Source organism: Streptomyces sp. Xyl84 (assembly GCF_059731885.1).
The window spans coordinates 1,458,065-1,482,546 of record NZ_AP029183.1 but is presented as its reverse complement, the minus strand read 5'-3'; the positions used below and the strand labels follow the sequence as shown (position 1 = coordinate 1,482,546).

Annotated in this window: 25 protein-coding genes and 1 pseudogene; 9 read left to right on the top strand and 17 right to left on the bottom strand. The window is 69.9% G+C overall.

Translation table 11 applies throughout. The features are described 5' to 3' along the window. Positions 1–4 precede the first annotated feature (4 nt). Positions 5–585: pseudogene (locus tag AC6I72_RS37855) on the top strand (transposase family protein); the annotation flags it as partial. A gap of 549 nt (positions 586–1,134) precedes the next feature. After that, a complete protein-coding gene (locus AC6I72_RS37850) occupies positions 1,135–1,707 on the top strand; it encodes a hypothetical protein (protein WP_498006375.1) in 573 nt (190 codons plus the stop codon). 381 nt (positions 1,708–2,088) lie between these two features. On the opposite strand, the gene AC6I72_RS37845 is transcribed toward AC6I72_RS37850, so the two are convergent. Together AC6I72_RS37845 and AC6I72_RS37840 are read right to left on the bottom strand one after the other, a co-directional pair. Next, positions 2,089–2,802, bottom strand: coding sequence for a class I SAM-dependent methyltransferase (locus tag AC6I72_RS37845; RefSeq protein WP_498006373.1), 714 nt, complete (start codon positions 2,800–2,802; stop codon positions 2,089–2,091). Between the two features lie 53 nt (positions 2,803–2,855). Then, positions 2,856–3,335, bottom strand: a complete 480-nt coding sequence (locus AC6I72_RS37840) for a hypothetical protein (protein WP_498006371.1) — start codon at positions 3,333–3,335, stop codon at positions 2,856–2,858. A 171-nt stretch (positions 3,336–3,506) separates the two neighbouring features. On the opposite strand from AC6I72_RS37840, the gene AC6I72_RS37835 reads away from it, so the two are divergent. The 3 genes from AC6I72_RS37835 to AC6I72_RS37825 all read left to right on the top strand — a co-directional run bounded on the left by AC6I72_RS37835 (position 3,507) and on the right by AC6I72_RS37825 (position 7,775). Further along, positions 3,507–4,778: a sensor histidine kinase gene (locus tag AC6I72_RS37835; protein WP_498006370.1), complete on the top strand. Its 1,272-nt coding sequence runs from the start codon at positions 3,507–3,509 to the stop codon at positions 4,776–4,778. Beyond that, a complete protein-coding gene (locus tag AC6I72_RS37830; RefSeq protein ID WP_498006368.1) occupies positions 4,766–5,416 on the top strand; it encodes a response regulator transcription factor in 651 nt (216 codons plus the stop codon). The genes AC6I72_RS37835 and AC6I72_RS37830 overlap by 13 nt, the downstream gene beginning before the upstream one ends. Positions 5,417–6,290: 874 nt before the next feature. Beyond that, on the top strand, positions 6,291–7,775 hold the full coding sequence (locus AC6I72_RS37825) for a hypothetical protein (RefSeq protein WP_498006366.1): 1,485 nt from the start codon (positions 6,291–6,293) through the stop codon (positions 7,773–7,775). 384 nt (positions 7,776–8,159) lie between these two features. Here AC6I72_RS37825 and AC6I72_RS37820 read toward each other — a convergent pair whose 3' ends face one another. Further along, a complete protein-coding gene (locus AC6I72_RS37820; RefSeq protein ID WP_498006364.1) occupies positions 8,160–9,068 on the bottom strand; it encodes an NAD(P)-dependent oxidoreductase in 909 nt (302 codons plus the stop codon). A gap of 84 nt (positions 9,069–9,152) precedes the next feature. Between AC6I72_RS37820 and AC6I72_RS37815 the strand changes: the two genes are divergently transcribed. Next, the gene (locus AC6I72_RS37815) at positions 9,153–9,566 is read left to right on the top strand and encodes a winged helix-turn-helix transcriptional regulator (protein WP_498006362.1); all 414 of its coding nucleotides are present in this window, start codon (positions 9,153–9,155) and stop codon (positions 9,564–9,566) included. A gap of 215 nt (positions 9,567–9,781) precedes the next feature. Here the strand turns inward: AC6I72_RS37815 and AC6I72_RS37810 are convergent, their stop codons facing one another. The 3 genes from AC6I72_RS37810 to AC6I72_RS37800 all read right to left on the bottom strand — a co-directional run bounded on the left by AC6I72_RS37810 (position 9,782) and on the right by AC6I72_RS37800 (position 11,244). Beyond that, entirely contained in the window at positions 9,782–9,922 is a 141-nt protein-coding gene (locus AC6I72_RS37810) for a hypothetical protein (RefSeq protein ID WP_498006360.1), read from the bottom strand. 112 nt (positions 9,923–10,034) lie between these two features. Beyond that, positions 10,035–10,490 (bottom strand): VOC family protein, encoded by a 456-nt coding sequence (locus AC6I72_RS37805; protein WP_498006359.1) that lies wholly within the window; start codon positions 10,488–10,490, stop codon positions 10,035–10,037. Positions 10,491–10,644: 154 nt separating this feature from the next. Beyond that, a complete protein-coding gene (locus AC6I72_RS37800) occupies positions 10,645–11,244 on the bottom strand; it encodes a TetR/AcrR family transcriptional regulator (protein ID WP_498006358.1) in 600 nt (199 codons plus the stop codon). Positions 11,245–11,361: 117 nt separating this feature from the next. Here AC6I72_RS37800 and AC6I72_RS37795 point away from each other — a divergent pair, with 117 nt between their 5' ends. Continuing rightward, a complete protein-coding gene (locus AC6I72_RS37795; protein WP_498006356.1) occupies positions 11,362–12,111 on the top strand; it encodes an SDR family NAD(P)-dependent oxidoreductase in 750 nt (249 codons plus the stop codon). Between the two features lie 14 nt (positions 12,112–12,125). Beyond that, a complete protein-coding gene (locus AC6I72_RS37790; protein WP_498006354.1) occupies positions 12,126–12,875 on the top strand; it encodes an SDR family oxidoreductase in 750 nt (249 codons plus the stop codon). A gap of 524 nt (positions 12,876–13,399) precedes the next feature. Here the strand turns inward: AC6I72_RS37790 and AC6I72_RS37785 are convergent. Then, positions 13,400–13,786 carry a VOC family protein gene (locus AC6I72_RS37785; RefSeq protein ID WP_498006352.1) on the bottom strand — a complete coding sequence of 129 codons (387 nt, stop codon included), beginning with the start codon at positions 13,784–13,786 and terminating at the stop codon, positions 13,400–13,402. A gap of 319 nt (positions 13,787–14,105) precedes the next feature. Here AC6I72_RS37785 and AC6I72_RS37780 point away from each other — a divergent pair, with 319 nt between their 5' ends. After that, positions 14,106–14,633 carry a DinB family protein gene (locus AC6I72_RS37780; protein WP_498006350.1) on the top strand — a complete coding sequence of 176 codons (528 nt, stop codon included), beginning with the start codon at positions 14,106–14,108 and terminating at the stop codon, positions 14,631–14,633. A 38-nt stretch (positions 14,634–14,671) separates the two neighbouring features. Here the strand turns inward: AC6I72_RS37780 and AC6I72_RS37775 are convergent, their stop codons facing one another. The 10 genes from AC6I72_RS37775 to AC6I72_RS37730 all read right to left on the bottom strand — a co-directional run bounded on the left by AC6I72_RS37775 (position 14,672) and on the right by AC6I72_RS37730 (position 24,205). Then, positions 14,672–15,751, bottom strand: coding sequence for a winged helix DNA-binding domain-containing protein (locus AC6I72_RS37775; protein WP_498006348.1), 1,080 nt, complete (start codon positions 15,749–15,751; stop codon positions 14,672–14,674). A gap of 143 nt (positions 15,752–15,894) precedes the next feature. Further along, the gene (locus AC6I72_RS37770) at positions 15,895–16,896 is read right to left on the bottom strand and encodes an acyl-CoA dehydrogenase family protein (protein WP_498006347.1); all 1,002 of its coding nucleotides are present in this window, start codon (positions 16,894–16,896) and stop codon (positions 15,895–15,897) included. Between the two features lie 5 nt (positions 16,897–16,901). Further along, entirely contained in the window at positions 16,902–18,062 is a 1,161-nt protein-coding gene (locus AC6I72_RS37765) for an acyl-CoA dehydrogenase family protein (protein ID WP_498006345.1), read from the bottom strand. Between the two features lie 21 nt (positions 18,063–18,083). Further along, positions 18,084–18,848, bottom strand: a complete 765-nt coding sequence (locus AC6I72_RS37760; RefSeq protein ID WP_498006343.1) for a thioesterase II family protein — start codon at positions 18,846–18,848, stop codon at positions 18,084–18,086. After that, positions 18,845–20,104, bottom strand: coding sequence for a cytochrome P450 (locus tag AC6I72_RS37755; protein ID WP_498006341.1), 1,260 nt, complete (start codon positions 20,102–20,104; stop codon positions 18,845–18,847). The genes AC6I72_RS37760 and AC6I72_RS37755 overlap by 4 nt, the downstream gene beginning before the upstream one ends. A gap of 69 nt (positions 20,105–20,173) precedes the next feature. Then, positions 20,174–20,905 (bottom strand): sulfotransferase-like domain-containing protein, encoded by a 732-nt coding sequence (locus tag AC6I72_RS37750; RefSeq protein ID WP_498006339.1) that lies wholly within the window; start codon positions 20,903–20,905, stop codon positions 20,174–20,176. Further along, on the bottom strand, positions 20,902–21,765 hold the full coding sequence (locus AC6I72_RS37745) for a RimK family alpha-L-glutamate ligase (RefSeq protein WP_498006337.1): 864 nt from the start codon (positions 21,763–21,765) through the stop codon (positions 20,902–20,904). The genes AC6I72_RS37750 and AC6I72_RS37745 overlap by 4 nt, the downstream gene beginning before the upstream one ends. A gap of 79 nt (positions 21,766–21,844) precedes the next feature. Further along, complete coding sequence (locus AC6I72_RS37740) at positions 21,845–22,858, bottom strand: BtrH N-terminal domain-containing protein (protein WP_498006335.1); 1,014 nt, start codon at positions 22,856–22,858, stop codon at positions 21,845–21,847. Further along, positions 22,855–23,466, bottom strand: a complete 612-nt coding sequence (locus tag AC6I72_RS37735) for a beta-sandwich domain-containing protein (RefSeq protein WP_498006334.1) — start codon at positions 23,464–23,466, stop codon at positions 22,855–22,857. The genes AC6I72_RS37740 and AC6I72_RS37735 overlap by 4 nt, the downstream gene beginning before the upstream one ends. A gap of 64 nt (positions 23,467–23,530) precedes the next feature. Then, positions 23,531–24,205 (bottom strand): 2OG-Fe dioxygenase family protein, encoded by a 675-nt coding sequence (locus tag AC6I72_RS37730; RefSeq protein ID WP_498006332.1) that lies wholly within the window; start codon positions 24,203–24,205, stop codon positions 23,531–23,533. Positions 24,206–24,482: the final 277 nt, after the last annotated feature.

The window sequence follows — 24,482 nt, the reverse complement described above, 5'->3', positions numbered from 1 at the left end:
TGCCATGCCGTCGACCTTTGGGACGATCTCGCTGTGGCCTGGTGTGATTACGGCGTCCGAGCCGTCCTGGATGGCCCTCTTCACCGGGCTGAGCCCGCGTCAGTTCGGCAAGCTGATCACCGAGCTACGGCGCGAGGGCGCGGATCCGGTACGCAAGGGCCGGCCGTGGAGCCTGCCGCTGGAGGACCGGGTGCTGCTGATGGTCGCGTACTGCTGCACGAACCTGAAACTGTGGCACCTGGCCCCGCTGTTCGGCATCTCGAAGTCCGCAGTCGACCGCATTATCGACCACCTCGGGCCGTCGCTCGCGCTCCGTCCGCGCAGGCGGTTCCGCAAGGACACCGTGCTGATCGTGGCCGGAACCCTGGGTGCCCATCCGTGAACACACAGTCGCCGAACAGTCTGAGAACTACAGGTACTCGACCAACCACCAGGTCGTCATCGATGCAGGCAGCCAGCTCGTGGTCGCCGTCGGCCGGCCCTTGCCCGGCAACCGCAACGACTGCAAGGCGTGGGAACTCTCCGGCGCGAAGGACGCCGTCGGGCACCTCGGTCATAGCGGACGGCGGCTACCGGGGCACCGGCCGGGCGCGCGCAGGGGAAGGCAGGCACCGTGACGTGGACGCTGCCAGGCCCGAGACTCACCCCCCGTGCCAGGCCGGCTCTGCGCCTGTACGGCCTTGCCGGCCGCGGCCAGCAATTACAGCGGTGTCTGTACATGGCTCGTTCAGGGGGGCGCACCCGTCGGCACGGGCGGTGGAACTAGCCCGTACAGGCCAACAACCCCCCGGTCATCACCCACATGGGTTGTGCGTGACTCTGGCTGATGACTCGTGTGCCCGAGCGGTGCATGGTGTTCGCGTCCGAAAGGGAAGACGAAGCGGCACGCCGTACCGGGGAGGACGGGCCGGGATCGTGTGACGCACCGGCCCGTGCCCGTGCCGTCGATAGTCCCGCCGCGGGAAGTGCCGGCTGCCGGAACTCCGCTCCGCCAAGGCCGCTCACCGGCCGACCCGCCCGGTCGTCACCGCCGTACCCAGCGTGTCCCCCTCGGCAGCCAGCCGCATGTCGCAGCGCTCTTGGTGCCCACCGGCAGCAACGCGCGCGGATCAACCCCGTGAAGGAGACATCACCATGCCCCGCATACCGACTCCGCGCCGCGCTGTGACGGCCCTGCTGCCCGTCCCCGCGCTGGTCTGCGCCCTTCTCACGGGCGTCTCGCAGCCCGCTCACGCCCAGGACGGCGTCCCCCTGGCAGCCTGCCCCGGCTATGCCGAGCAGACCATCAGCCCCGCGCTGTCAGTGCTGCCCCAAACCGAGACGGTGAGCGTGGACGGACAGTTCGGTCCATGTACAGGACAGCTCATCGATCCCGAGCACGCTTTCGCCGAGTACACCGCCAGCGCCACGGGAACGCTCAGCTGCACACTCAACGCCCCGATCACCAACGCGAGCGGCACCGTGCGGTGGCAGGACGACGCCGGCCACAACACCGGCACGTCGCACTTCACGGGCGGCATCACCCTGAGCCAGCGCCCCGTGGGCGAGACCGTCGGCATCGTCGTGGCCACCATCGACTCGGGCGACTTCCAGGGCCGCACCCTGCAGATCACCAGCGCCCGTCTGACCATCGACCCGGTGCAGTGCCTGACCACCGGCGTCCAGCGCGTCGCCGGCCCCGGCACCCTGGCGATCCTGCCCCTGTGAGCTCGGTCGTTCTCCCGGCTCCGCAAGGACCTGATCGGTGAAGTGGCCGGGGTGCGGACACCGCGGACCGCGCCCGCACCCCGGCCACGCGGAAGTACACAAGGTGCGGGTCACCACCGAGGCCGTCATCGGCGCCGTCGCCGACTCCCCCGCCGCGCCCCCGACAGTGCTGCTGGGCTGGTCATGCCGCAGATGTCGAAGGTCGGACTGATACGCGGCGATCCGGCGTGATCACCGTGCCGGCATGGAGATGCGCGAGCTCGAGCGGGCGCCGCCGTTTTGTGGCTGGCCGCGGTTCAGGCGGAGCCCGCTCGCCTCTTGGAGCGGCCTACCGCGCGCCGCGTTGTTCAGCTCGGTGACCGCGGTCCCTGCGTGCGCTGCTCACGCTTGCGCGTCGTCGGTGTTCCGGTCGCGGTGGGCCAGGCGCTCGCTCTGGTGGCCTGGCGCGTCGGCTCCGCAGGGTCGGAAGCGGGCGAGGTATGCCGGGCTTGGGCCGCGGCGCTCGGTCAGGTGGAGGCCGACGGCGTCGGCGAGCCGGTGCAGCCGGCCGAAGGGGATCCAGTGCCGGTCGAAGAACTCGCCGATCACCAGCCGCCCGCCCGGTGCCAGCACCCGCGCCGCCTCGCGCAGTACCCGATCCGGCTCGGGGATCTCACCGAGCGCGGTCACGGCGTAAATGGCGTCGAACGTCTTGTCGGCGTAGGGCAGTTCACGTGCGTCCGAACGGGTGGGCCTGATCGTCGCCAGGCCCTCGCGCTCGGCGCGGCACATCACGTGGTCGAGCATCTCCTGCTGGATGTCGAGCACATCGAGCCGTCCCTCCGGCCCGAGCTGCGGGGCGACGTGCAGCGACTGCAGGCCGGTCCCCGGGCCGATCTCCAGCATCCGCTCCCCCGGTCGCGGCCGCAGTACGGCGTCCGTCCGGCCGGCGGTCAGGAACGGCAACGGCACGTCGAGCAGGCCGCGTTGGGCGTACGGATAGGGCGCTGTGTCGCCCAGCCACCAGGCGGCGGCCAGCGCGGCGCCCGCCCCGGCGGCGACCGCCCAGCGGGTCCGGGCCGGGATCGCGGCGGGGGCGGTGGGGATGCGGTGCATGGTGTTCTCCGGTGGATCGATTCGGTCCGTGGTACGTGGTCGGGCGGTCGGCGTCACGCGGGCCGGCTCAGCGTCCGCAGCGCCAGCCGACCGCACAGCGCGGCGAGCGGCAGCTCGGCGCCGAGCGCCATGGCGACCGCCGTGGCGAAGTCGCCGCCCGGGGCCGCGGTCGTGGTGTCGAACCAGGCGTCCACCACAAGCAGCGTCGCGGTCGCGGCGGCTGCCAGGGCGTGCCGCCGGTCGCCGCGGGCGGCGAGGAGGCCGGTGGCGATCAGGCCGAGCGCCTCCAGCGCGTCGAGCCCGACCCAGGCGACCGGCCAGTGCGCCGCGGTCGCGGTGGCCGGCAGGCCCGTGGCCAGCACGTACAGCCACGGCAGCAGGCCGAGCCCGCAGGCGACCAGCAGCCACCCGGCCCGCCGCATGCCCCGCGCCGGGCGCGGCTCCTCCGCCTCTTGGTGGAGCGGGATGACCTCGGCGCGGCCGAAGCCCTCGGCACCGGCCACTTCCTCATCGCACACGACCCGTTGACGCATCGTCTTCCCCCGCTCCCTGCCGGCTCTGCCCTTCACGTGCTCCACCCTCCGCCGCACACCGGGGCGCCGTCAGTCACGCAGGGTTCCGACCCGGGGTGGAGACAAGTGCACCCCCGAACCGGGCAGAAGCGTCATGGCACGGGGATGGCCTGCGGCTTTACCGTTTGACCCATGCAACTCACGACGTGGCTGCAGCTGGTGCCGGGCCGATCGTTCCGCAGGGCGGGACACCGGACCGCGCTCGTCGCCGCCGGCCTGCCGCTCCACCTCGCCGTGGTGCCACTGTGGCTCTGGCTGCTCGGCACGACGGCGGCGTTGGTGCGCGCGCCCGGCGCGGTGGCCGTGGCTCCGCTGCCCGTGCTGCTCACGCTCGCGGTGACACCCCTGCTGACCGTCGGGCAGCGGCGGCGCTACCGAGCGCTCGTCGGCAAGGACCTGCCGCGCCCCGCCGTACCCGGGCCGGGACGCAACTGGAAGTCGGCGGTGCGCCGGCTGACCGGCCGGGCCTTGTGGCGGCAGGTCTGCTACCACGCCGTGGCGGGTCCGCTGCTCGCCGTCCTGGACCTCGCCGTCCTCACCGTCTGGGCCACCGCTCTCGTGGCCGCCTCCATCTACGTGTGGATCTGGGCGCTGCCCCCGCAGTGGCGGGTCACCGACCTCGGGTACACCACGCAGGCCGCGTACATCACCGCCGGCGGCCTCGCCCTGCTGTTCCTCGGGCCGCGGCTGACCGGCGCTCTGGTGCGGCTGGAGACCCGGGTGGCCGAGGTCCTGCTCGGCCCCAGCCGCACGGAGAGGCTGGCCCGCCGGGTCGCCGACCTCGCCGAGAGCCGGGCCGGCGTGCTCGACGCCGCCGACGCCGAGCGGCGGCGGATCGAGCGCGACCTGCACGACGGCGCGCAGCAGCGCCTCGTCTCACTCGCCGTCAACCTCGGCCTGGCCAGGGCCACCCTCGACGACCTGCCGGAGGACGCCCGCAAGGTGATCGACGAGGCGCACCGCGAGGCGAAGGAGGCGATCGCCGAACTGAACAACCTGGTGCGCGGCCTGCATCCGGCTGTCCTTGAGGACCGCGGCCTCGACGCCGCGCTGTCCGGGGTCGCCGCCCGCCTCCCGATCCCGGTGCGCGTGGCGGTGGACCTGCCGCAGCGCCCCTCACCCACGATCGAGGCCGTCGCGTACTTCGTGGTCTCCGAAGCCCTGACGAACGTGGTCAAACACGCCCAGGCTTCCCGGGCGGACGTGACCGTGGAGCGGATCGGGGAGATACTGCTGGTGGTCGTCGCGGACGACGGAGCGGGCGGCGCGGATCTCGCGGCGGCCGGCGGCACCGGGCTCGCCGGGCTCGCCAAGCGCGTCGCGTCCGTCGACGGCACGTTCTCCTGCCGCAGCCCCGCCGGGGGCCCGACCGTCATCACCGTGGAGCTGCCGTGCGCGCCGTGATCGCCGAGGATTCCCTCTTGCTGCGCATCGGCGTGGTCAAGGTGCTGGAGGCGGCCGGCTTCGAGATGTGCGCGCAGGTCGCCGACGCGGAAGGGCTGCTGGCGGCCGTCGAGGAGCACCGGCCCGACATCGCCGTGGTCGACGTGCGCATGCCGCCCGGCTTCACCGACGAGGGAGTACGCGCCGCGCTGGTGATCCGCCGCCAGTACCCGCGTACCGCCGTGCTCCTGCTGTCGCAGTACGTGGAGGAGCGGTACGCCGCCGATCTGCTCGCCGCCAACACCTCGGGCGTCGGCTATCTGCTCAAGCAACGCGTCGCCGACGTGGAGGAGTTCGCCGAGGCGGTACGCCGGGTGGCGGCCGGCGGCACCGCGCTCGACCCGCAGGTCGTCGCGCAGCTGCTGGTGCGCCGGCACAGCGATCCGCTCGACCGGCTCACACCGCGCGAGCGGGAGGTGCTGGAGCTGATGGCGGGCGGCCGGTCCAACTCCGGCATAGCCGCCGAGCTGGTGGTGAGCGAGAGCGCTGTCGCCAAGCACATCAACAGCATTTTCACCAAGCTCGACCTGCCCAGGGCCGACGCCGACCACCGCCGCGTCCTGGCGGTGCTGCGCTTCCTGGGCGTTGCGACCGTGTAGTACGCGACCCTGCCGTATGCCCAGTCGACAACGGTGCTGACCGCCATCTGGTGGGGAATGCGGCTCCTTCGGAGAGGTGCTCTTCACCAGGCTCTGCCGCGCTGGAGTCGAAGGTGGTGGCCGTCGTGCGCAGGGTCATGGCATGGGGGGCCCGGTCAGCGCGGGTGTATTCGCAGTCGCCGCCGGCGCGCGGCCGGGTACGGCAGCGCGGCGAGCAGTTGCGGCTGTCCGGCCGTTTCCGGTTCCCCATCGGGGTGTCACTGACGTACCAGACGGCTTCGCACTGCGGGCAGCGGAACCGGGCCAGGGGGCGGGCGCCCCTTCAGCAGAGCGGTGTACGCCTCGCCCCCGGCGTCGATGGCAGCCCAGCGGGCCCGCTGCATCCTCCAGGACCGGGTCCGGCACCGGGCGCCGCAGTACAACCGCGAGCACCGGCTCCCCTTCCGTTCCAACGGAACCAGGCCCGCTCACCGTCGATATGCAGCAAGAACTCCGCAACCGGACCCGCGGGGGCGGGGTCGTCCGGCGAGGGTGGCTGCTGTGGTATGGCGGCGCTGATGCCGGGGCCCGGAGCGGCCAGAACAATGCGATGGTCACGAACCGGTGTACAGAACCGATACACAGAATGAACGCGAGACGAGAAACACCTTCCATGAGAGTCATGGGGCAGTCGATACTGTGGGGAAGCAAGGCCCCGCCGGATGCCCCGACTTGCCACGCACCCGGTCTCAGCACGAGCACGGAAAGGACACCGGTGGGTAGTAACACTGCTTTCGACAACCGTACGAAGCAGCCGGCCGTTCCACAGCCCCGGCCTCTCATACGCGGCCCGGAGCATCTGGCGGGGGCGCCGGACCGCCACAGCGTCGGACCGATGATGGGGTCCATACAGGCGCTCGCCGGCAACAAGGCCGCGTCCGCCGTCGTCCAGCGTCTCGCGGGGAACGACGAGACGGCGAAGCCCGCCGACGAGCAGGCCAAGCCGGAAGCGAAGAAGAAGTCCCGTACCGGGCTGAACATCCGGGAGCGGATCGCCGGCGCGCTGGAGCGGGCCAACAAGCACCTCGACGTCCTCGACACCTTCGTCCTGCGCGGCATGGTCCCGGCCAACGCGGAGATGAACTGGAAGTCGTCCCAGAACGCCGACACGCACTTTTCGGAGCAGGTCGGCGCGTCCGCCGCAGCGGCCAGTGCCGAGATGGGGCTCACCGACGGGGTCACGGCGGTCAACAACGTCATCGACGCCACCAAGGCGTACAAGGAGTCCAAGCAGAACCCGACGGGTCCCTCCTCCCATGCCCCGCGCAAGAAGTATCCCTCCAAGATGCTCGACGCGATCCAGAACACGGCGACCGACGCCTCCGACTTCATCGGCGTCGCCAGGAACGCTCTGCACGCGGAGGGCCTCGTGACGGCGGCGAGCGTCGCCGAGGCCGGGAGCGGGATGGTCGGCGCCGTCGCGGGCGTCAAGAGCGTCCGTGCGGCGCGCCGGTTCGGGCTGACGACGCGCAAGTACCAGAACGTCAAGAAGATCGACGTGCCCGCGCCGGTGCAGGAGCCCGAGATCAACCGGCTCCACAAGGCGGAGGTGGACAGCCACTGGGCGCTCGCGCAGGCGTATGTCGCGCTGGAGCGTGCCCATGACGGCGACGACGAGGGCCTCGCGGACCGGCTGGGCGCCGCCCTGGACCAGACCGGTGCGGCCTTCACGAGCATCGAGAAGGCCGCCGACGACGTCAAGAAGGCACAGGACACCGTCGCCCTCAACACCGCCCGGGACTACGCGCTGGCGAAGCAGCGCAACAAGCTCTGGAAGCAGGGGGTCGGCGCGGTCGGGGACGGCGTGAGGTCGGCCGGCGGCGCGGTGGCGATCGCAGCGGCTGCCACGGGGACGCTGGCGAGCAACCCGGCCGGCTGGGCGCTGGCCGCGACAGCTGCGGGGCTCCTGCTCTCGGTCACCGCGTACAAGGCCGGGCGCGCCGGCAAGAAGCGTTACGACGGCGCCCGCCACCCCGAGCGCTGGGCCCCGCCCACGGAGGAGGGCGAGCAGACGACAGCCGAGCCCGCCTCCCGCCAGGACGCCCTCAAGGAAGCGCTGAAGTTCTGGAAGAAGGCCGAACACAGCAAGCGCGACGCCATGGCGCGCACCCTCTACGGCCTCGCCGCGGGCCCCGATGTCCCGGCCGGCAAGGGCACCTCGCCCGAACTGCGCACCTCGGCCCGGGAACTGCTCGTCGCGCTGAAGTCGGGCCCCGGGAACCTGCACATGACGGAGGAGGCGTGGGCGGCATCCCTGAACGACCCCGCCGACGCCGAGAAGTGGCACAAGGAGATCGCCAACCAGCTTGCTTCGAGCTGAGGTTGGCGGCATGCCCGGCTGTCCAGGTCTCCGGTTCGCCCGGTTGCCCGGCTGACGGTCTCCGGCGAGAGGCACCGCCCCGGCGGCGTCTCTCGCCGGCCCCGGGGCGCGGACCGGAAATCCGGAGGATCCGGACGGCATTCGGGTGCAGCAGGAGTGACCTCGAGCAGCAGAGGCTTGCCGTACTCCACAGCGGCGTCACCGACGCCACGACCGGGCTTTCACGCGGGCGCGTCGAGCCCGTGTACGACTCCGCCGGCTCAACGACGAAGACCGGCACCGCTTCCCACGGGAGGGGACCGTATGGGCAACGGCGACGGTGGCGCTGACGTATCGCCCCGGCCACACCGGCCGGGGCCGGAACGTCGGGTGGCCGCGCACGGGTCAGCGCGGTCCTCGGATGCTGTCGATGATGCGGGTCCAGTTGTCGCTGCCGTGTCCGTTCTCGATCGCCCGCCGGTAGTGGGCCTGCACGGCCAGGGGGAGCGCGAGGTCGAGGCCGAGTGACGTACTGGTCTCGACGATGTGGTCGGATGTCGCGCCCATCATCGTGACCGTGCTGAGGTCGCCGGGATGTTCTCCGGCATCAAGCGCGGTGCCGGGGTTCTCTTCACCAGCCCTCAGGATGTCGCCGATCGAGTCGGCGGAGGAGAGCAACTCCGGCAGCGCTTCCTTGGCCTTCATTCCTGCGGTGCCCAGCATCGCGGTGGCGTGCATGAGTCCGGACAAGGTGGTGAGGAACACCGCGAGCTGGGCTTGATACATCATCTGGGCGAGGCCCGGGTCTTCGCCCAGATACTTTGGTGTTCCCAGCAGTGTCAACGCCGCCAGGTGGCGCTCCATCACTTGGTCGCGGCCGCTGTAGTAGACATGGGCTGCCTCCGTGCCGACCATCGGCGCGGGGACCATGACACCTCCGGTGAGGAAGGTGGCGTCGTGGCCCGCTGCCCAGGTTGCTGCCTCGCGTGAACGGTCGGGAGTGTCAGAGCTCAGGTTGACCAGTGTCCGGCCGGCGAGCGATGCGGTGGCGCTGCCGAGGATGTCGTACATCGCCTGGTAGTCGGTGAGACTGAGGATCACGAGGTCACTCGCTTCGACCGCTTCGCTGGGTGTCGCCGCGAGCGTCGCTCCGTCGGTGACGACGCCGTCGGCCCGACCGGCGGTGCGGTTCCAGACGGTGACCGGGTGGCCGGCGGTGAGGAGGGTGCGGGTCATCGCCTGGCCCATCGGGCCGAGCCCGATCACGGTGACAGTGCTGTCCTGCCTGGTGGTGTGGTTCTGTTGTTCGTTCACCCCTCCATGCTCGGAGAGTGTCACTACTCTCAGAAGTACCCACTATTTTCTGCGGTACTTACCTTTCCGTAAGGGGGACCAGTGATGGCCAAGGCACCGAGACGCGGGCCCTACATCTGCGGCATCGACGCTGCGCTCGACGTGGTGAGCGGCAAGTGGAAGGGACTGATCCTCTGGGAACTCGACGCCCATCGCGTACGCCGTTTCGCTGAGCTCCGTCGCGGTCTGCCGGGGGTGAGCGAGAAGATGCTGACGCAGCACCTGCGCGAGATGGAGGAAGACGGTCTCGTGCACCGAGAGGTCTATGCCGAGGTGCCGCCGCGGGTGGAGTACTCCCTGACCGAGCACGGGCGCACGCTCAACCAAGCGCTCGGACCGCTCGGCGCCTGGGGGGTCGAGCGGATGCGCCGCGAAGGCTCCGAAGCGGTCGCCGTGACCGAGACCTCACACGAGGTAAGCGTCCCGGCCGGCAACCCTGTGCGTGGGTGCCACTCCTGATGGGCTGAACGCTGCGGGGGGACCACGCTACCTATGCCCGGCCGTGCACGGTCGACCGGACTGGTCCCGCTTTCGGGCCACGCCGGGCCGCCCGCACCCAGGAGGAGTCGATGCGCTTCCCGCTGGCGTGCAGGGTGCCGAGGAGGGCCAGTGCCTGGGCGGAGGGGAGGGCGTCGGCCAGGGCGTTGGCGTGCCTTTCACCAGCCGCGCCTCGATCAGCAGGCCACCGGTCGGAGCGAGCGCTCCCACACGCTCACCATGCCGAAGACGGCGACCGAGGCCAGGAAGGCACCGTCGTCGGCCGGACGGACCGGCGGTCCGGCCGCCCAGGAGGGACCCGCCGTGGCCGAGGGCACAGGCGGACAGAGTCACTGCGGGGAACCCGATGGCATGCCAAGGTCATGCTCGATGGCAGTACCGGCCACGACCGTGGACGAGTGATTGTGGTCGGCGCCATCACAACAGCCCTCAGACGACGTCGAACTCGTTGCCCTCGGGGTCCTGCATGGCCGCGGCGTAAAGCCCCGTGCGCGGCTCATCCTTGATCTTCACCACGGTGGCACCGGCTTCGACCAGCCGGTCCACAGCGGCCCTGACCCGCCGCGCGCGGACGTCCAACGGGACGTCACGGCCGCCACCGGCCTTCAGGTCGAAGTGCCACCGGTTCTTGGCGGCCTTCGGCTCCGGAACCTGCTGGAACCACACACGGGGCCCGCGACCCGCCGGATCGACGATCGACTCCGCGGTGTCGCCTGCCCCGGCCGGCAACTCTTCCGCGGGCACCCCCGTCGCCTCCCAGTAAGCGCCCCACGTCGCGTACCCGTCCGGCGCGGGCTCGGGCACGTAGCCCAGGGCCTCCGCCCAGAACGCCACCATTGTCCGCGGATCGGAGCAGTCGATCGTCAGCTGCACTGTCATCTCCATGCCCGGAGCCTCCCAGACAGGTCTGACACACGATCCACCGACGATCACGGCCGCCGCGTGTCGCACTGTCCGGGAGACGTGTGTGCGGCTGACGGCAGCGCGGATCTCGGTACGCCTGCACAGCGAGGGACTCTTCGCATGCCCGGGGGACCGGTCATGCCCGCAGTCCGTCCAGCGCCGTGTCGATCGCCGCCAGGGCCGCCGCCCTGTCGAGCCCCGCCCTCGATACGAGCGAGAGGCCCTGGACGATGTAGAGGAGGAGTTGTGCCTGGGCCTCGGGGGAGCAGGTGTCCGTGACCTCTCCGTCGGCCTGTGCGCGGCGGAGCGCAGCGGCGACGATGTCGGTGAACCGGTGGTACGAGCGGGTGACGATCTGCGTGGCTTCGCTGTCCTGGGGGACGAGCTCGGCGGTCGTGTTGCCGATCAGGCAGCCCTGTGGGACGCCCAGGTCGGAGATCAGTTCGTCCAGCCGCGCGGGATGGGTCAGGATCTCCCGCAGGGCGGGCAGGAGGGGGCGGGTGTCGAGCGCGGCGGTCAGGTGCCGCTCGTACACCTCCCAGTAGAGCCTGACGGCCTCGAGGTAGAAGCGGCGCTTGTCGCCGAACGCGCCGTAGAGGCTGCCGCGTTCGACCGCCAGCGCGTCGACCAGGTCCTGGATCGACGTCGCCCCGTATCCCCGGGACCAGAAGAGTTCGAGTGCGCGCTCCAGCGTCCGTTCCTTGTCGAACTCGCGGGGGCGTCCGGTTCGTGCCACGGGACAGATCCTACGACTTCTTGACTTGGCGTTCAAGAAGTCGTAGCTTCCGTCGCGACACTTCTTGAACGACTGCACAGAAGTCGGTCGCTCGCCGGCCGGCATGAAGGGCGAAGCATGGAATTCGCAGGCAAGACGGCACTCGTCACCGGATCCGGTGCGATCGGCGGACTCGGGCACGTCACGGCCGGGGTGCTGGCCGCGGGCGGCGCCGGCCTGATCCTCACCGGCACCGATCCGCAGCGCGGCGCCCAGGTCGTGGAAGACCTCCGCGCAGCCGGCGGCGGCTCCGCCGGGGCGGTGCGTTTCATCGCCGCCGATCTGTCCGACCCGGCGAGCGTGCGGCAGCTGGCCGAGGACGCCGGCCCCGTCGACATCCTGGTCAACAACGCGAGCGTGATGACGTTCTCCCCGACCACCGGACAGGACCTCGCGAGCTACGAGGCCGCCTTCGCCGTCAATGTGCGGGCGCCCTTCCTGCTCACCGCCCTGCTCGCGGAGAAAATGGCCGCGAACGGCGGCGGCAGCATCGTCAACGTCAGTTCCACCGCGGCGGGCCTCGGCATGCCGGGCATGGCCGTCTACGGTGCCACCAAGGCCGCGCTCGAATCGCTCACCCGCACCTGGGCGGCGGAATTCGCCGGCTCGAACGTGCGGGTCAACGCCGTCGCCCCGGGCCCGATGCGCACCTCGAAGGTGGTCGCGGCAATGGGCCCGGACATGGGCGGCATGGGTCTGACCACCGCACTCAAGCGCACCTCCGACCCGGCCGAGGTGGCCCACGTGATCGCCTTCCTCGCCAGTGACCGGGCCAGTTACATGACCGGCGCGGTCGTGGCCGCCGACGGTGGCCGCACCGCGATCTGAAGAGGGACAGGACAATGGACCGACTTGCAGGAAAGCACGCACTGATCACCGGGGGGACGAGCGGCATCGGCCTGGAAACGGCCCGCGAATTCCTCGCCGAGGGAGCGACCGTGGCCATCACGGGCCGTTCGCGGGAGAAACTGGAGGAGGCGGCCCGGGAGCTGGGCGGCCCGCTGCTGACCATCGTCAGTGACGCCGGCGACGTACCCGGCCAGGCGGCGCTCGCGGCGCGTCTGCGGGAGGAGTGGCCGAAGCTCGACATCCTGATGAGCAACGCCGCCGACATCACCCACCTCCCCATCGAGGCATGGACCGAGGAGGCGTTCGACAGGCTCGTAGCGACCAATCTGAAGTCGCCGTTCTTCCTGATCAGGGACCTGCTGCCGCTCTTCTCGCGGCAGTCCTCGGTCATCCTCGTGGGCTCGGTCTCCGCGTACATCGGACACGACAACGCGGCCGTCTACGGCGCGGCCAAGGCGGGTCTGCTCTCCTACACGCGAGGGCTGACCCATGAGCTGAAGGACCGGGGCATCCGCGTCAACGGACTGAGCCCGGGTCCGACGATCACCAATGCGTTCGCGTCCCTCGGCCCCGAGCGCCAGGCCGCCCTCTACGAGGAACTCCGGCAGACCGTGCCTCTGCATCGCCTGGGCACCGCCACCGAGCTGGCGAAGGCGGCGGTCTACCTCGCCTCGGACGAATCCGGCTACACCGCGGGGACCGTGCTGCGCGTCGACGGAGGCATCGGGCAGCTCGCGTACTAGGTTCCGTCTCCGATCGGATCTTGCCCTGAGCGGGAAGGACGTGAGTGGGACCGCTGCCTCGTAGAAGGTGGCGGTCCTGTCATCCCGGGTGGGTGCACCACGAGGCCGTTCCGGGTCCGGCAAGCGTCCGACGTTCCCGCAGCCGGCGCGGCACCGGACCGTGGTCCGCGAGGTCGTCGGCTACGCGATGGCCCACCATCACCGCGCCGAACTCGTCGTGGACGCACTCGGCATGACCCACGACCGGAGTGGACCGGAGGACGGCTGCCTGATCCACAGCGATCGCGGAGGTGAATCCACGTCGGCCCGATTCCGGGACCGCACAGGCACGTTCGGACCGCGGCAGAGCTGCGGACGCACCGGGTCGTGCTTCGACAACTCCCCCGCGGAGAGCTTCTGGACCCTGCTCAAAGAAGGGACCGGCACCCGCACATCATCCGACCGGGCCCCCGGCCGCCCGAAGGGCTTCAACTTCATCGAGACCTTCTGCAACCGCCACCGCCTGCGCAGGCCCCTGGGCAAGGTCACTCAAGACGGAACTCGTTGCCTTCGAGGTCCGTCATCACTATGTGGCCGGTGTCGATCACGGAGGCAGGCTCTTGGCGGCGTACGCGCGTCGCCCCGAGTGCGAGGAGCCGCTCGCACTCGGCCTCCAGCGCCGTCATCCGCTCCTCGCCCGTCAGCCCGGGGGCCGGGTGGACCGCGATGCTGAGGCGGTTCCCGGTGCCCTCGGCCTCCGGCACCCGCCGGAACGACAGCCGGTACCCCCGGCCCTCGGGGTCCTCCAGCACCGCGCGCGTGTCGCGCTCGCCCTCCGCGCCGACGTGGACGTAGCCCAATGCGGCACTCCAGAAGGACGACAGCGCGCGCGGGTCGTGCGCGTCGACGGTCACCTGGACGCGATCACTCATCGGGGTGCTCCCTCGGTACCAGGCACGCCGGTACGGACATTACAGATCGCGTTGTGGGCAAATGATTTCCGTGACCCGTCATGTGGAGTGGTACGTGCGTCCTCCCCCGCCCCACGTCCTCCGAGAGCCACGCCATCATGCGGTCTTTTTACACCAAGACAACAGTGGCGACAAGGAATCTACGAGTCGCGCGGCGTCTTCGACGACGATCAATACCCCATACGACTACTGTCGGTGGTGATGTGAGTGCAGACTGTGCTGAACCGGTTACCCTCGTATGCGTTCATCACCGACATCACGATTTCGGCAGGAGTACTGGATGATCTGGCGAACCGAGGTCCTCGATCAGCTCGACCTGTACTGGGACCACCACTTGATGCCCAGGCTGGCCGGTCTCACCGACGACGAGTATCTGTGGGAGCCGGTGGCGGACTGCTGGTCGGTCCGCGTCGGCGAGGACGGAAGGGCCTCGCTCGACCTGCGACGCCCCGCCCCCGAGCCGCCTCCCGTGACGACGATCGCCTGGCGCATGTGCCACGTCGCCTTTCACGTACTGGGCATCCGGTCCAGCGCTCACTTCGGCGACGGATCACTGACCTTGGAGACCGCGTCCATCCCCGTCACGGCCGCGGACGGGCTCGGGGCGCTGCACGAGCACTACCACGCATGGCGCAAGGGGGTGCTCTCCCTCGACGACGCGGAACTGGCGCGGCCCATAGGAGATGTCGAGGGGCCGTGGGGAGAGCGGCCGATGGCGACCCTGCTCCTGCACGTCAATCGTGAAGTGATGCATCACGGAGGGGAGATCGCCCTGCTCCGCGATCTCTACCGCGCCCGCTTCGCGTGAGCTGCGGGCGAGCGCGGCAGAGCGGTCGGGCCAGGTCGTCAGACGATGCGCACCGGCAGCCGGCTCACTCCGCTGGCGCGGGCGACGTGCGCGGCCTCCTTCTCGACCGCCTTCACAGGGAGCCGTTCGGTGTCCGGGAACGGGGTCACCACCAGCTCCTGGTCGACGATCTCCCACACCCCGACGACTCTGCCGTCCTTCACGACCACGGGGGAGATCCAGCCGGCGGCGCGGCTCACCGCGGAGCGGTGTTCCGGTGCGAGGACGACCTCGTCCTTGGTTCCGGGGCCGAGGAGGTACTGGTCGAAGCCGCCGAGCAGCCTGATGCCGGTGCACGGGGCGGTGGCGGCGAGTTCCTCCGCGTGCTCCGTCAGGACGAAGGCCTTGCGCCCCTCGACGTCGACCTCGGTGAGCTCGTCGCCCATGTCGCCGAACCACTTGCGCAGCTTCGGCTTGCTCGTGCTGTTGAGCGACAGCCAGCGGTCGAAGGTCTCGATCGTCGCAGGGCCGTACGCGCCCAGGTAGGCCTTGATCACCGTGGGCGCCGCCTCGTCGGGTTCGGGCATCTTGCCCCAGTCCGCACCGAACTGGCTCGCCGGCAGCGTGAACGTGATCTTGTTGCCCCGGTTCGGGCCGTGGCACAGGACGCCTCGCCAGGCCAGCGGTTTGAGCACGGAGCCCCACCCCGACCGCAGTCGCTCCTCCATGCTCACGAACCGCTTGTCGGCGACGAGCCGGGTGACGAGCTCATCCCGGGTGAGCACCACTCCGTCGAGGATTCCCGCCACCTCTTCGGTCAGCTCGTCGACCTGTCGGGGCGTGACGCCGGAGGCCCGGGTCCAGGACGGCTTGAGCCAGCTTCCCGTGTTCGCCATGAGCGACAGGTAGGGCCCGGCCTCGCTCGGCCGCAGGAGGTGCAGGGTTCCGCGCATCGCCCAGGTCTTCATCAACGAGAGGTCGGCGACCTCCCGGTTGACGCTTTCCCGGTCGGGTGCCGCCTGCCGAAGTGCGACGTTCAGCTCGGCGACACTCCAGACCTGTGCCTGCACGCCACAGAGTCTGCCGACGACGTCACTCGCACTCGGCTGGGTACGCGGCTCCAGGAACTGCCGCTGCATCCGCCACGCAAATACCTGTCTCCAGCTGGCCTTCACACCGTTCCTTCCGGCCCACAGTCCACACACTGCATGAGAATCTGCATGTCAACCTACACCGAGAAACCCGGGATGCCAGCGGAACGGTGAATGTGGGCCGACCGGAGTCAGGCGGCGGATCCGGCTTCCCGCCACAGCGCGGCGGGGGTGCCCAGCCGCGCCGACTCCACGGCCACCATCCGGTACACGGATGCCGCTGTCGAGTGCGCGAGCATTCCCCGTACGCCGTGCAGTTGGAGGGCGATGCGGCTGGCGAGCTGCGCGTGTTCGCCGGCGACCGCCAGCATCGCCGCCGCGTCGGGGCGCCCGCCGCGGTCGAACTCCCAGGCCGCCTTGTTCAGCAGGAGCTTCCAGCCCTCCCCCTCGCCGATCAGGACGGCCAGCCGGTGGGCGACCGTCTGCCGCTCCACGAGCGGTTTGCCGGACTGCGTGCGGGTGTTGACATGGGCGCGGGCCACATCGGTGATCCAGTCGGCGATGCCCAGCAGCAGTGCCGCCTGCCGGATCCGCGCCGCCGCCAGGGCCCGCTGCCAGTGAGCGGTGGTCACCGGCAGAGACTGGGACGGCGCACCGTGGAATCTCAATCGCGAGGCGGGTATGCCGAGATGCTCCGCCGGCTCCGTGACGCAGGTGCCGGGTTCCGGAATCGCCAGACGCCATGCGGCGCCGTCCTCGCCGGCGGTTCGCACGATGCACAGCGCGATGTCACCCGCAGGCAGCGATTCCGACTCGCCCCACAGCCGGCCTCCGTCCCGCACTTGTACGGCGCCGCCGCCTCGCGCCCCCACGACCACCGCGTGCCGGGTGCCCTTGTACAGGTCAGCGAGGATCTCGGCCAGCAGTTCCGTGGGTGCGCCGTCGCAGTCGAGCAGGTCGAGCGCGAACGCGGTCGCCCGATAGCTGTCGAGCGGTTCGAGTCCGTGTCCGAGGCGTTCGTTCACGACGATGTCGGCGCTGAGTCCGAGCGCGAAGCCGCCGAGGCGCTCCGGTGCGCCGAGGGAGGGCACGCCGATGTCCGCCAGTTGAGCGGGGAGGTCGCCGGTGCGCGTGAGGACCGTGTCCACGGCGCTGCGCAGACGCTGCTGGAACGGATCAGGTCGCAGGTCCATCGCGGTCAGTCCTCCCTCGGGGCGTGGGTGAATACCCGGGCGCTGCTCAGAATGTCCAGCATGACCTCCGAGGCCCCGCCGGAGATGGTCATTCCCGGTGCCTCCCGGAAGGCTGCCTCCAGAGTGCGGTCACCGGGGTCGGGCCCGGGTTCCAGCAGGTCCTGGCCCAGGGTGTCCAGGGCCCACCAGGCGATGCGCTGGGCCGATTCGCTGCAGTGCCATTTCGCGAAGGAGGATTCGGCGATGTCGGGACTGCCGTCCTGAAGGTTCTGCATGACCTGGCAGCTCAGCAGTTTGCTCGCGGTGATCCGCGCCTCGTGACGGGCCAGTTCGGTGCGTACGGCATCGGACTGCCGTGCACCGTTCCTGTCGACACGCTGCGCGACGAGATCCAGCCAGTGGCGTCCCCGCGCGTAGTAGTCCAGCCCCGTGCGCTCCGCGGCGAACATCTGAGTGATCAGCGACCAGCCCTCGCCGACCTGGCCGAACAGCGCTGACTCGTCGACACGCACATCGGTGAACCAGATGTCGTGGAACTGCTCGTCGGCCAGGCTGGGAATGGGGCGGATGACGACACCGGGTGCGTCCAGCGGGACGAGGAAGAGGGTGAGTCCCTCGTACTGGCTGCTCTGCGGATCGGTCCGTACCGCGATGAGCGCGATGTCGGCGTAGGCGCTCTTGAGGTTGTAGGTCTTGCGCCCGTTGAGGACCCAGCCGGTGCCGTCGCGCACCGCGGTCGTGGTGATGCCTGCCAGGTCGGATCCGTTGCCGGGCTCGGTGAACAGGATGCACGACGTGAGTTCGGTGCTCGCCAGGGCGGGCAGCAGCGTCCGGCGCTGCTGCTCCGAGCCCGCGGCCAGGATCAGGGAGCCGACGTTCTGCACCGAGATGCAGTACAGATTCTGCGGTATCCGGTGGGCGACGAGCTTTTCCAGCAGCGCCACGGTCGCGGTGAAGTCGGCGCCCCTGCCGCCGTATTCGACCGGCCAGGAGGGAGCGAGGATCCCTGCGTCGCCCAGATGCCGGTACAAGGCACGGGGGTCGCCGTCCATGCCGTCCTGCCGGGTGGCGAGCTCCCGCAGCAGCCGTTCCGTCTCCGGGGCCGTCAGAATCTCCTCGACCTCGTTCGCGAAGTCGACGCTCTGAGGTGGCACATCGAAGTCCACGCTCTCACTCCTTGTCGGTAGTCAACGCGCTCGACGGACCGCGGCGAGTACGGCCCGCATGATCTCGGCCCGGTGCTCGGTCAGGAAGAAGTGCCCGCCTCGCAGCACGGAGAGGGTGAACTCTCCCGATGTCTGGTCGCCCCAGCCACGCATCGCCGTGGGAGGCACCTCCGGGTCGGCGTCTCCGCACCAGGCGGAGATCGGGCACGAGAGCCGCGGTGCCTCCTGGTACCGGTAGTTCTCGATCATGGCGAAGTCCGCCCGGATCATCGGCATGAGCAGGTCCAGCAGTTCGTCGTGCTCGAAGACCGTCTGGTCGGCGGCGCCGTAGTCGCGCAGCATCTGGATGAACTCGGCGCGGGGCAGGTGGCTGACGGGGGCGATCGGACGCACGATCGTCGGCGCGGGGCGGCCGCTGACGAAGAGGTGCCGCACCGGCCGGTTCAGCGTCTGAAGCCGTCGGCTCACCTCGAACGCCAGCATGGCTCCCATACTGTGCCCGTACAGGAGGGTCCGCGTGGGTTCGGCGGCGATGGTGTCGGCGATCTCCTCGGCGAGCTGCACCAGATCCTTGGCCGACGACTCGGTCATGCGGCCACCGCGGCCGGGCAGCTGCACCGGCACCAGTTCGACGGGGCTCGCGCAGTGGGGCGCCCAGTCGGCGTAGTAGGTCGCGGAACCACCGGCGAAGGGCAGGCAGTACAGACTGTGTGTCGCCGTGGCGGAGCGGAACCGGCCGTCGAACCACAGCCGGGCGTCGGAGCGGTGCACGGGGTAGCTGCTCACCGTACGTGTGCCTCACGAGGAGTGAACCGCACCGGCATGCTCTTGTAGCCGGGCACGAAGTGGGAGGCGACGTGCTTCACCTCGCCGGCGATCTCGATGCTCTCCACCCGCTCCAGGAGTTCGTCGAGGAAGATGTCGAGGCCGACCTTGGCCAGGTTGGCGCCGATGCAGTAGTGCGGTCCCAGGCCGAAGGCGAGGTGCTTGTTCGGCCGTCGTGCGACATCGAAGGTGTAGGGGTCGGGGAAGACCCTCTCGTCCCGGTTGGCCGCGCCGATCCACGCGGTGACCGGCTCGCCCGCCCGGATGGTTCGGCCGTGCATCTCCACGTCCTTGACGGCGTACCGCATCAGCGCGGTGACCGGGGAGGACCAGCGCAGGAGCTCCTGGAGGCAGGACGCCCGCAGCTCGGGGTTCTCCTGTACGGCCCGGTACTGCTCCGGGTGTTCGGCCATCACGGACATCAGGGTGCACAGGGCGTGCGGCGTGGTGACGTTCGCGCCGATGAGCAGCACGAAGGCGTTGAGGAGGACCTGCTCCTGCGTCATCGGTCCTTCCGAGAGATCCATGCCGACCATCGCGCCGATGACGTCGGGGTCGACGTCGTCCCGGCTCCGCTGCGCGTACTCCTTCTGGAAGTACTCGAACAGCTCGTGCCGGGCCTGGCGCACGGTGGCCTGCGCACTGCCGGCGGAGTAGTCGGGGTCGTCGTAGGCGATCGTCATCATGACCAGCTCCGCGAGCCTTTCCCAGGACTCGGGGGGCAGGCCCATGAGCGTGCCCGTGACGGCCATCGGGAACATCATCGTCTTGTGGGCGATGTCGTACACGCCGGCTTCCAGGACCGACTGGATCAGGTCCTGCGACAGTTCTCTGAGCAGCCGCTCCTGAGTGGCGACCACGGAGGGGGCGAACGCCTTGTTGAGCGGCTCCCTGAACTCCCGGTGCCGGGGCGGATCGGTGTCGGCCATCATGTTGTCGGACGCGATGTCCGCGGTGTTGAGGTCGAGCACGCACAGGATCGTGCCCCGCCGGGAGGAGAACTCCCCGTGGCTGCGCAGCACCCGGCTGACGTCCTCGTGGCGGGTCACGACCCAGAACGGCTCCCGGCCACCGCCGGGGTCGGCCCGGTAGAGCGGCTGGTTCTCACGCAGGTCGGCCCAGAGCGCGTGCATGTCCGTGGCGGCGTGGAATCCGGAGTTGAGCAGGTCGGAGTCCTGGAACTGCACCGGGCAGAACGGGGGCTTGGAAATAATCATCTGCCGTACCTCTCGGATCTGATCGGCCAGAGCGCCCATTTCATCGGCGAGTCGGTGTCCCGGGTCCCGTCAGGAGATCCGGAGCCGCCGCTCCCACAGGTACTCGTAGAAGGGAATGTGGTGTTCGTAGAAGCGTTGCAGCAGCGGGTCGTTGTCCGTCGTCCTGTCGTAGGTCCGCTCGCGGCGCCGTATCGTCGACGTGGCGCTGACATCCGTGTGCCAGCGCGCGGACTGGCTCCACTCCGGCCGCTGACCCGGCTGCCATTGGAGGGCGTCGGCGCGGAAGGGCAGGCCCACCGTCGCGCAGTACTGCCGGACGGTCGCCTCCGGGTGGTCCACGAAGTCGTCGGAGTCCAGGATCACCGCACTGCCGCCGGCGTCGAGTACCGCCTGGTGGATCCGGTGGAGGTAGGCGATGCCCACTTCGTGACAGGCCATGTCCGGCTTGATGGCCGCGTACGACGGGATGATCTCCTTCGGGTTCCTCAGCAGGAAGGCGTGGTGCCCGCTCTTGAGGAAGTCCGGACGTGCGAACACGGAGTCGTAGAAGCAGTCGGTGGTGTCCTTGAAGAACACCGTTCGCTGTGCCGCGAGTCCGATGAGCGTGTCCGTCAGGGTGTCCGTGCTGTGCACCACGCGGCCGTCGATCACGGTGCTGCCGTCGTTGGCGATGTTGCAGAACGGCTCGTGCAGCGCCAGGACGTCCTGGCGTTCCACCATCATCCGGAAGAACACCGTGGAGCGGGAGCGGGGCGCGCTCCACAGCGCGAGCAACGAGGGGGGACCGGCCGTCGCGCTCATGCCGCCGCCCTTTCCTGTGCCTCGATCTCCGCGACGGCCCACTCGACGATGCCTTGCGCGACGTCGATCCCGGTCGCGTCGACGGCGCCGTGGAACTCGGGGGTGTGGTTGACCTCGTTGGCGTAGAGGCGCTCCTGCTGGTCGATGAGCAGGTCGACGCCGAGGAACCCGCCTCCTACCGCGTGTGCCGCCGCGACGGCGAGCTCCGTCAGTTCGGGGGTGATCGGACAGGGGGTCGCCGCGCCTCCGATGGCGGTGTTGGTCCGCCAGTCGTCGACCGCGTTCTTGTAGATCGCGCAGATCACCCGGTCACCCGCGACGTAGGCCTTGATGTCGCGCCCGGGTTTGTCGATGTGCTCCTGCAGGAAGAAGACGTGCTGCTGCGGGTTCGGCAGGGCGGCACGGTGTTCGAGAACGGCCCGGCCCTGCTCCTCGTCGCGGACGCGCGTGGTCAGGTGTCCCCACGAACCGGTGACGGGTTTGACCACGACGGGGTACCCGAGCTTGGGCATCGCTTCCAGGGCCGCCCCCGTGCCCCAGGTCGCCGCGGCCTGCGGCATCCGGAGCCCGGCGCTGTGGAAGGCGAGGGCGGTGCGCAGTTTGTCGCCGCAGACGTCCAGTACGCGGGGCCTGTTGTAGGTGGGGACCCCGAGCGCTTCCAGCGTGGTCGCTACGGAGGCGGCACGGCTGTGGCTCACTTCGCGCATGAGCGCGGCCCGGTAGGGCGGCCGGCCGTCGGCGAGCAGCAGCCTGAGCCCGCGCGGATCGACGTGCTCGCAGCGCAGCCCGAGCCGCTCGAACGCTTCGAGGATCAGCCGCTCCTCGCGGCGTATCCGGGAGGCGACCACGGCTATGGGCATGGCAGTTCTGTCCACGATTGCCCTTCACGGTCGGTGTGCGGTGGTGGAGGTGTCGTCGGCCGGCTGCGTGCCGGCCCGGTCAGGACACCGCGTCCGCGGCGAGTTCGAGCAGGTCGAGGGCGGCTTCGAGGCGCCGGACGAGTGCGGTGGCGTGCCCGCGCAGTTCCGCCGGCCGGTGCCGCTGCCAGACGCGTGAGTGGGCGCCGGTCATGCGTACCCCGGTCCAGCCGTGTGCCACCGCGTCGACACCGGCCGCTGCTTCCGCCAGTTCCGGGATCCGCCATTTCACCGAGTGGGCGCGCAGGAACTCGGCGTGCAAGCCGCTCTGGGCCTGGATGTTCCACGAGATGACGTACAGCTCGCTCAGGGCCTCGGACGCCGCGTTCGTGCCGGGAGTGAGCGCGCACAGCTCGTCGAGGTACCGGCGCAGGCCGGGCAGTCCCGTCTGGGTGTCCGCAGGGGGCTCCTGCCGGTACCGGGCGACGTTCTCCCGGATGACACGGCCGACCCAGTGCCGGTCCGGTTCCGGGACGGGGCCCGTCATACGGGTCCTCAGCCAGCGGCGGCCACTGGGGCTGGCGCTGAAGAACACGTCCGCGTCGTCCGGCGGGTTGAGCGATCCCCAGCTCGCCAGGAAGTCGGCGAGCGGGATCGCGCCCTGGAAGGCAGGGGGCTGGGCGTCGGAGACGTACACCTCGGTCTCGGTGATCCGGTAGACCACGAGGAGGTGCGCGGCGTGTACGTCGTGGAAGGCGGGCCGGAAGGGCAGATGGAAGTTGTCGACGGCGGCGATGGGCAGCACGCCTGCCGCGAGCGCCTCGCGCAGGTCGTCCACGCCGTCGCCGTCACTGCGGTGCCAGGTCGACTCGAAGGGGTGGTAGAGGGCGAGCCGCCCGGCGAGCGAATCGGGTTCCGCGAAGAAGAAGTACTCCTCCGAGCTCCAGGCCCCGGGGCGGCGGCGGAACTCCCAGGGCGCGCCGAGGACGGTGACCGGGTCGTGGCCGTCGCGGATCAGCGCCGTCGCCAGGGTGCCGTGCAGGCAGCTTCCCAGGTCGCGTGTCCAGAGTTCGACGGGCGGTGCGGTGGTGGTCATGTCGTCGCCCCTTCCGCGAGTCGTACGGCGGCCGCGGTCCGCAGGGTGAGCGCGAAGACGTGCATCGCGACCGAACGCGGCAGCCGCAGGGACCGGGCGACCCCGTGGCGCGGCATCCCCACGCGGGTCAGCCACATCGTGGTGGGCAGCCCTTCCTGGACGTGGTGCGGGTAGTGCATCCGGGAGGTGCGGAAGGCACTGAGCTCTCCGAACGCGGGGGTGCCGTCCAGGAAGTCCGAGATTCCGACCCGGAGCGGATCGGCGTGCCCGTCGTCGTAGTGGGCCCAGATGGTGTCCTCGCTGCGCCGTTCCGAGGCGGCGAGGAGATAGATCCAGTCGTACTGGCCCGGCGGGATGTCGACGACCTGTCCTTCGCACCGGATGTTGTCCCCCCTCGCGTGCGCGTTCGCCCAGGTGAAGGGAATGCCGGCCACCGTGATCAGGGATCCGGGCGCGGGAAGTTCCGCTGCCGGGAAGGAGTTTCCCCAGGCGTTCAGCCGCCCGGAGCCGAGGTCGCGGACGTCGGTCGTCGCCCGGTTGTTGAGCAGGCCGTCGATGTCGATCAGGCGGAACTCCGGTGCCGATGCCGTTCCGGGCAGTGTGAGCACGCGCGTATCCGGTTCGCTTCGGGTGGGTGCCGAAGTCTCTGCCACGTGAGTCATCAATCCCCCATCACCGGATGAATCCGTACGTGCGTCCTGTCACTTCCTCCGGGACGGGCACACGGTTGAAGTCGACGATCATGGTGTCCCGCCAGCCGGACCCGGTGCCGGCTTCGGGCCGGATCTCGCTGACGCTGTGTTCCATCGTCGTGTCGGACACGATCAGGGTCTCCAGCGGCTCGGTCATGACGACCGAGAACTGTGCCCGCGACTCGTTGTTCCGGAACAGTTGGTTACGTCCTCCGGCACACTGGTGCCGGTCGATCAGGTGTATGGCCACGTAGGCGTGACCGTCCGAATGACGGCCCTCCGGTGCCGGTTCCGAGCTTTCACCAGGATCCGCGATGACCCGGATGAAGTGGATGCCGAGTTCCCAGTCCTGCTTCCCCGCCGCCTCGTTGACGACGGCGACGGTCTCGCGCAGCAACCGGGGAAGGCAAGGACCCGTCAGTACGGCATCGGTCAGCGGCTCGAACACGCGCAGCCGGCCGCCGAAGGCGCGGTTGATCTCCTTGCTCTGGAAGAAGTCGGATCCGCGCAGCGGCTCCAGCGCACCGTCCCGGTGCGCGAGCACCCTGCCGAACCGCCGGTTGCGACGGCACCGCTCCTCGCCGAGGTAGGGGTCCGGGACGAGTTCGTCCCAGGCCGAGGCGAATTGCTCCCAGTCGCTTCCCTCGGTGGGCACGCTCAGGCGGCCGTGTGCCCAACCGTGCTGAGCGAAGTGATCGGCGCGCAACCTTCCAGGTATCGATTCCTCGATCAGCACTGAGTCCTGACCTGGCATGTGGGGCTTCCCCTCTGCGGTGCGACGTCATACACGAAAACCCGCAGTCGTTGCCGAAACAATACTACAAATACTGCACCTATACTGCGACGACCCTCTGGAAAGGCTGCAACGAGCCGGGCCCGGGACAGGTGGGTCGCGCCGTCCCGGGCCCGGACGGCCCGGGGTGGCGAGATCG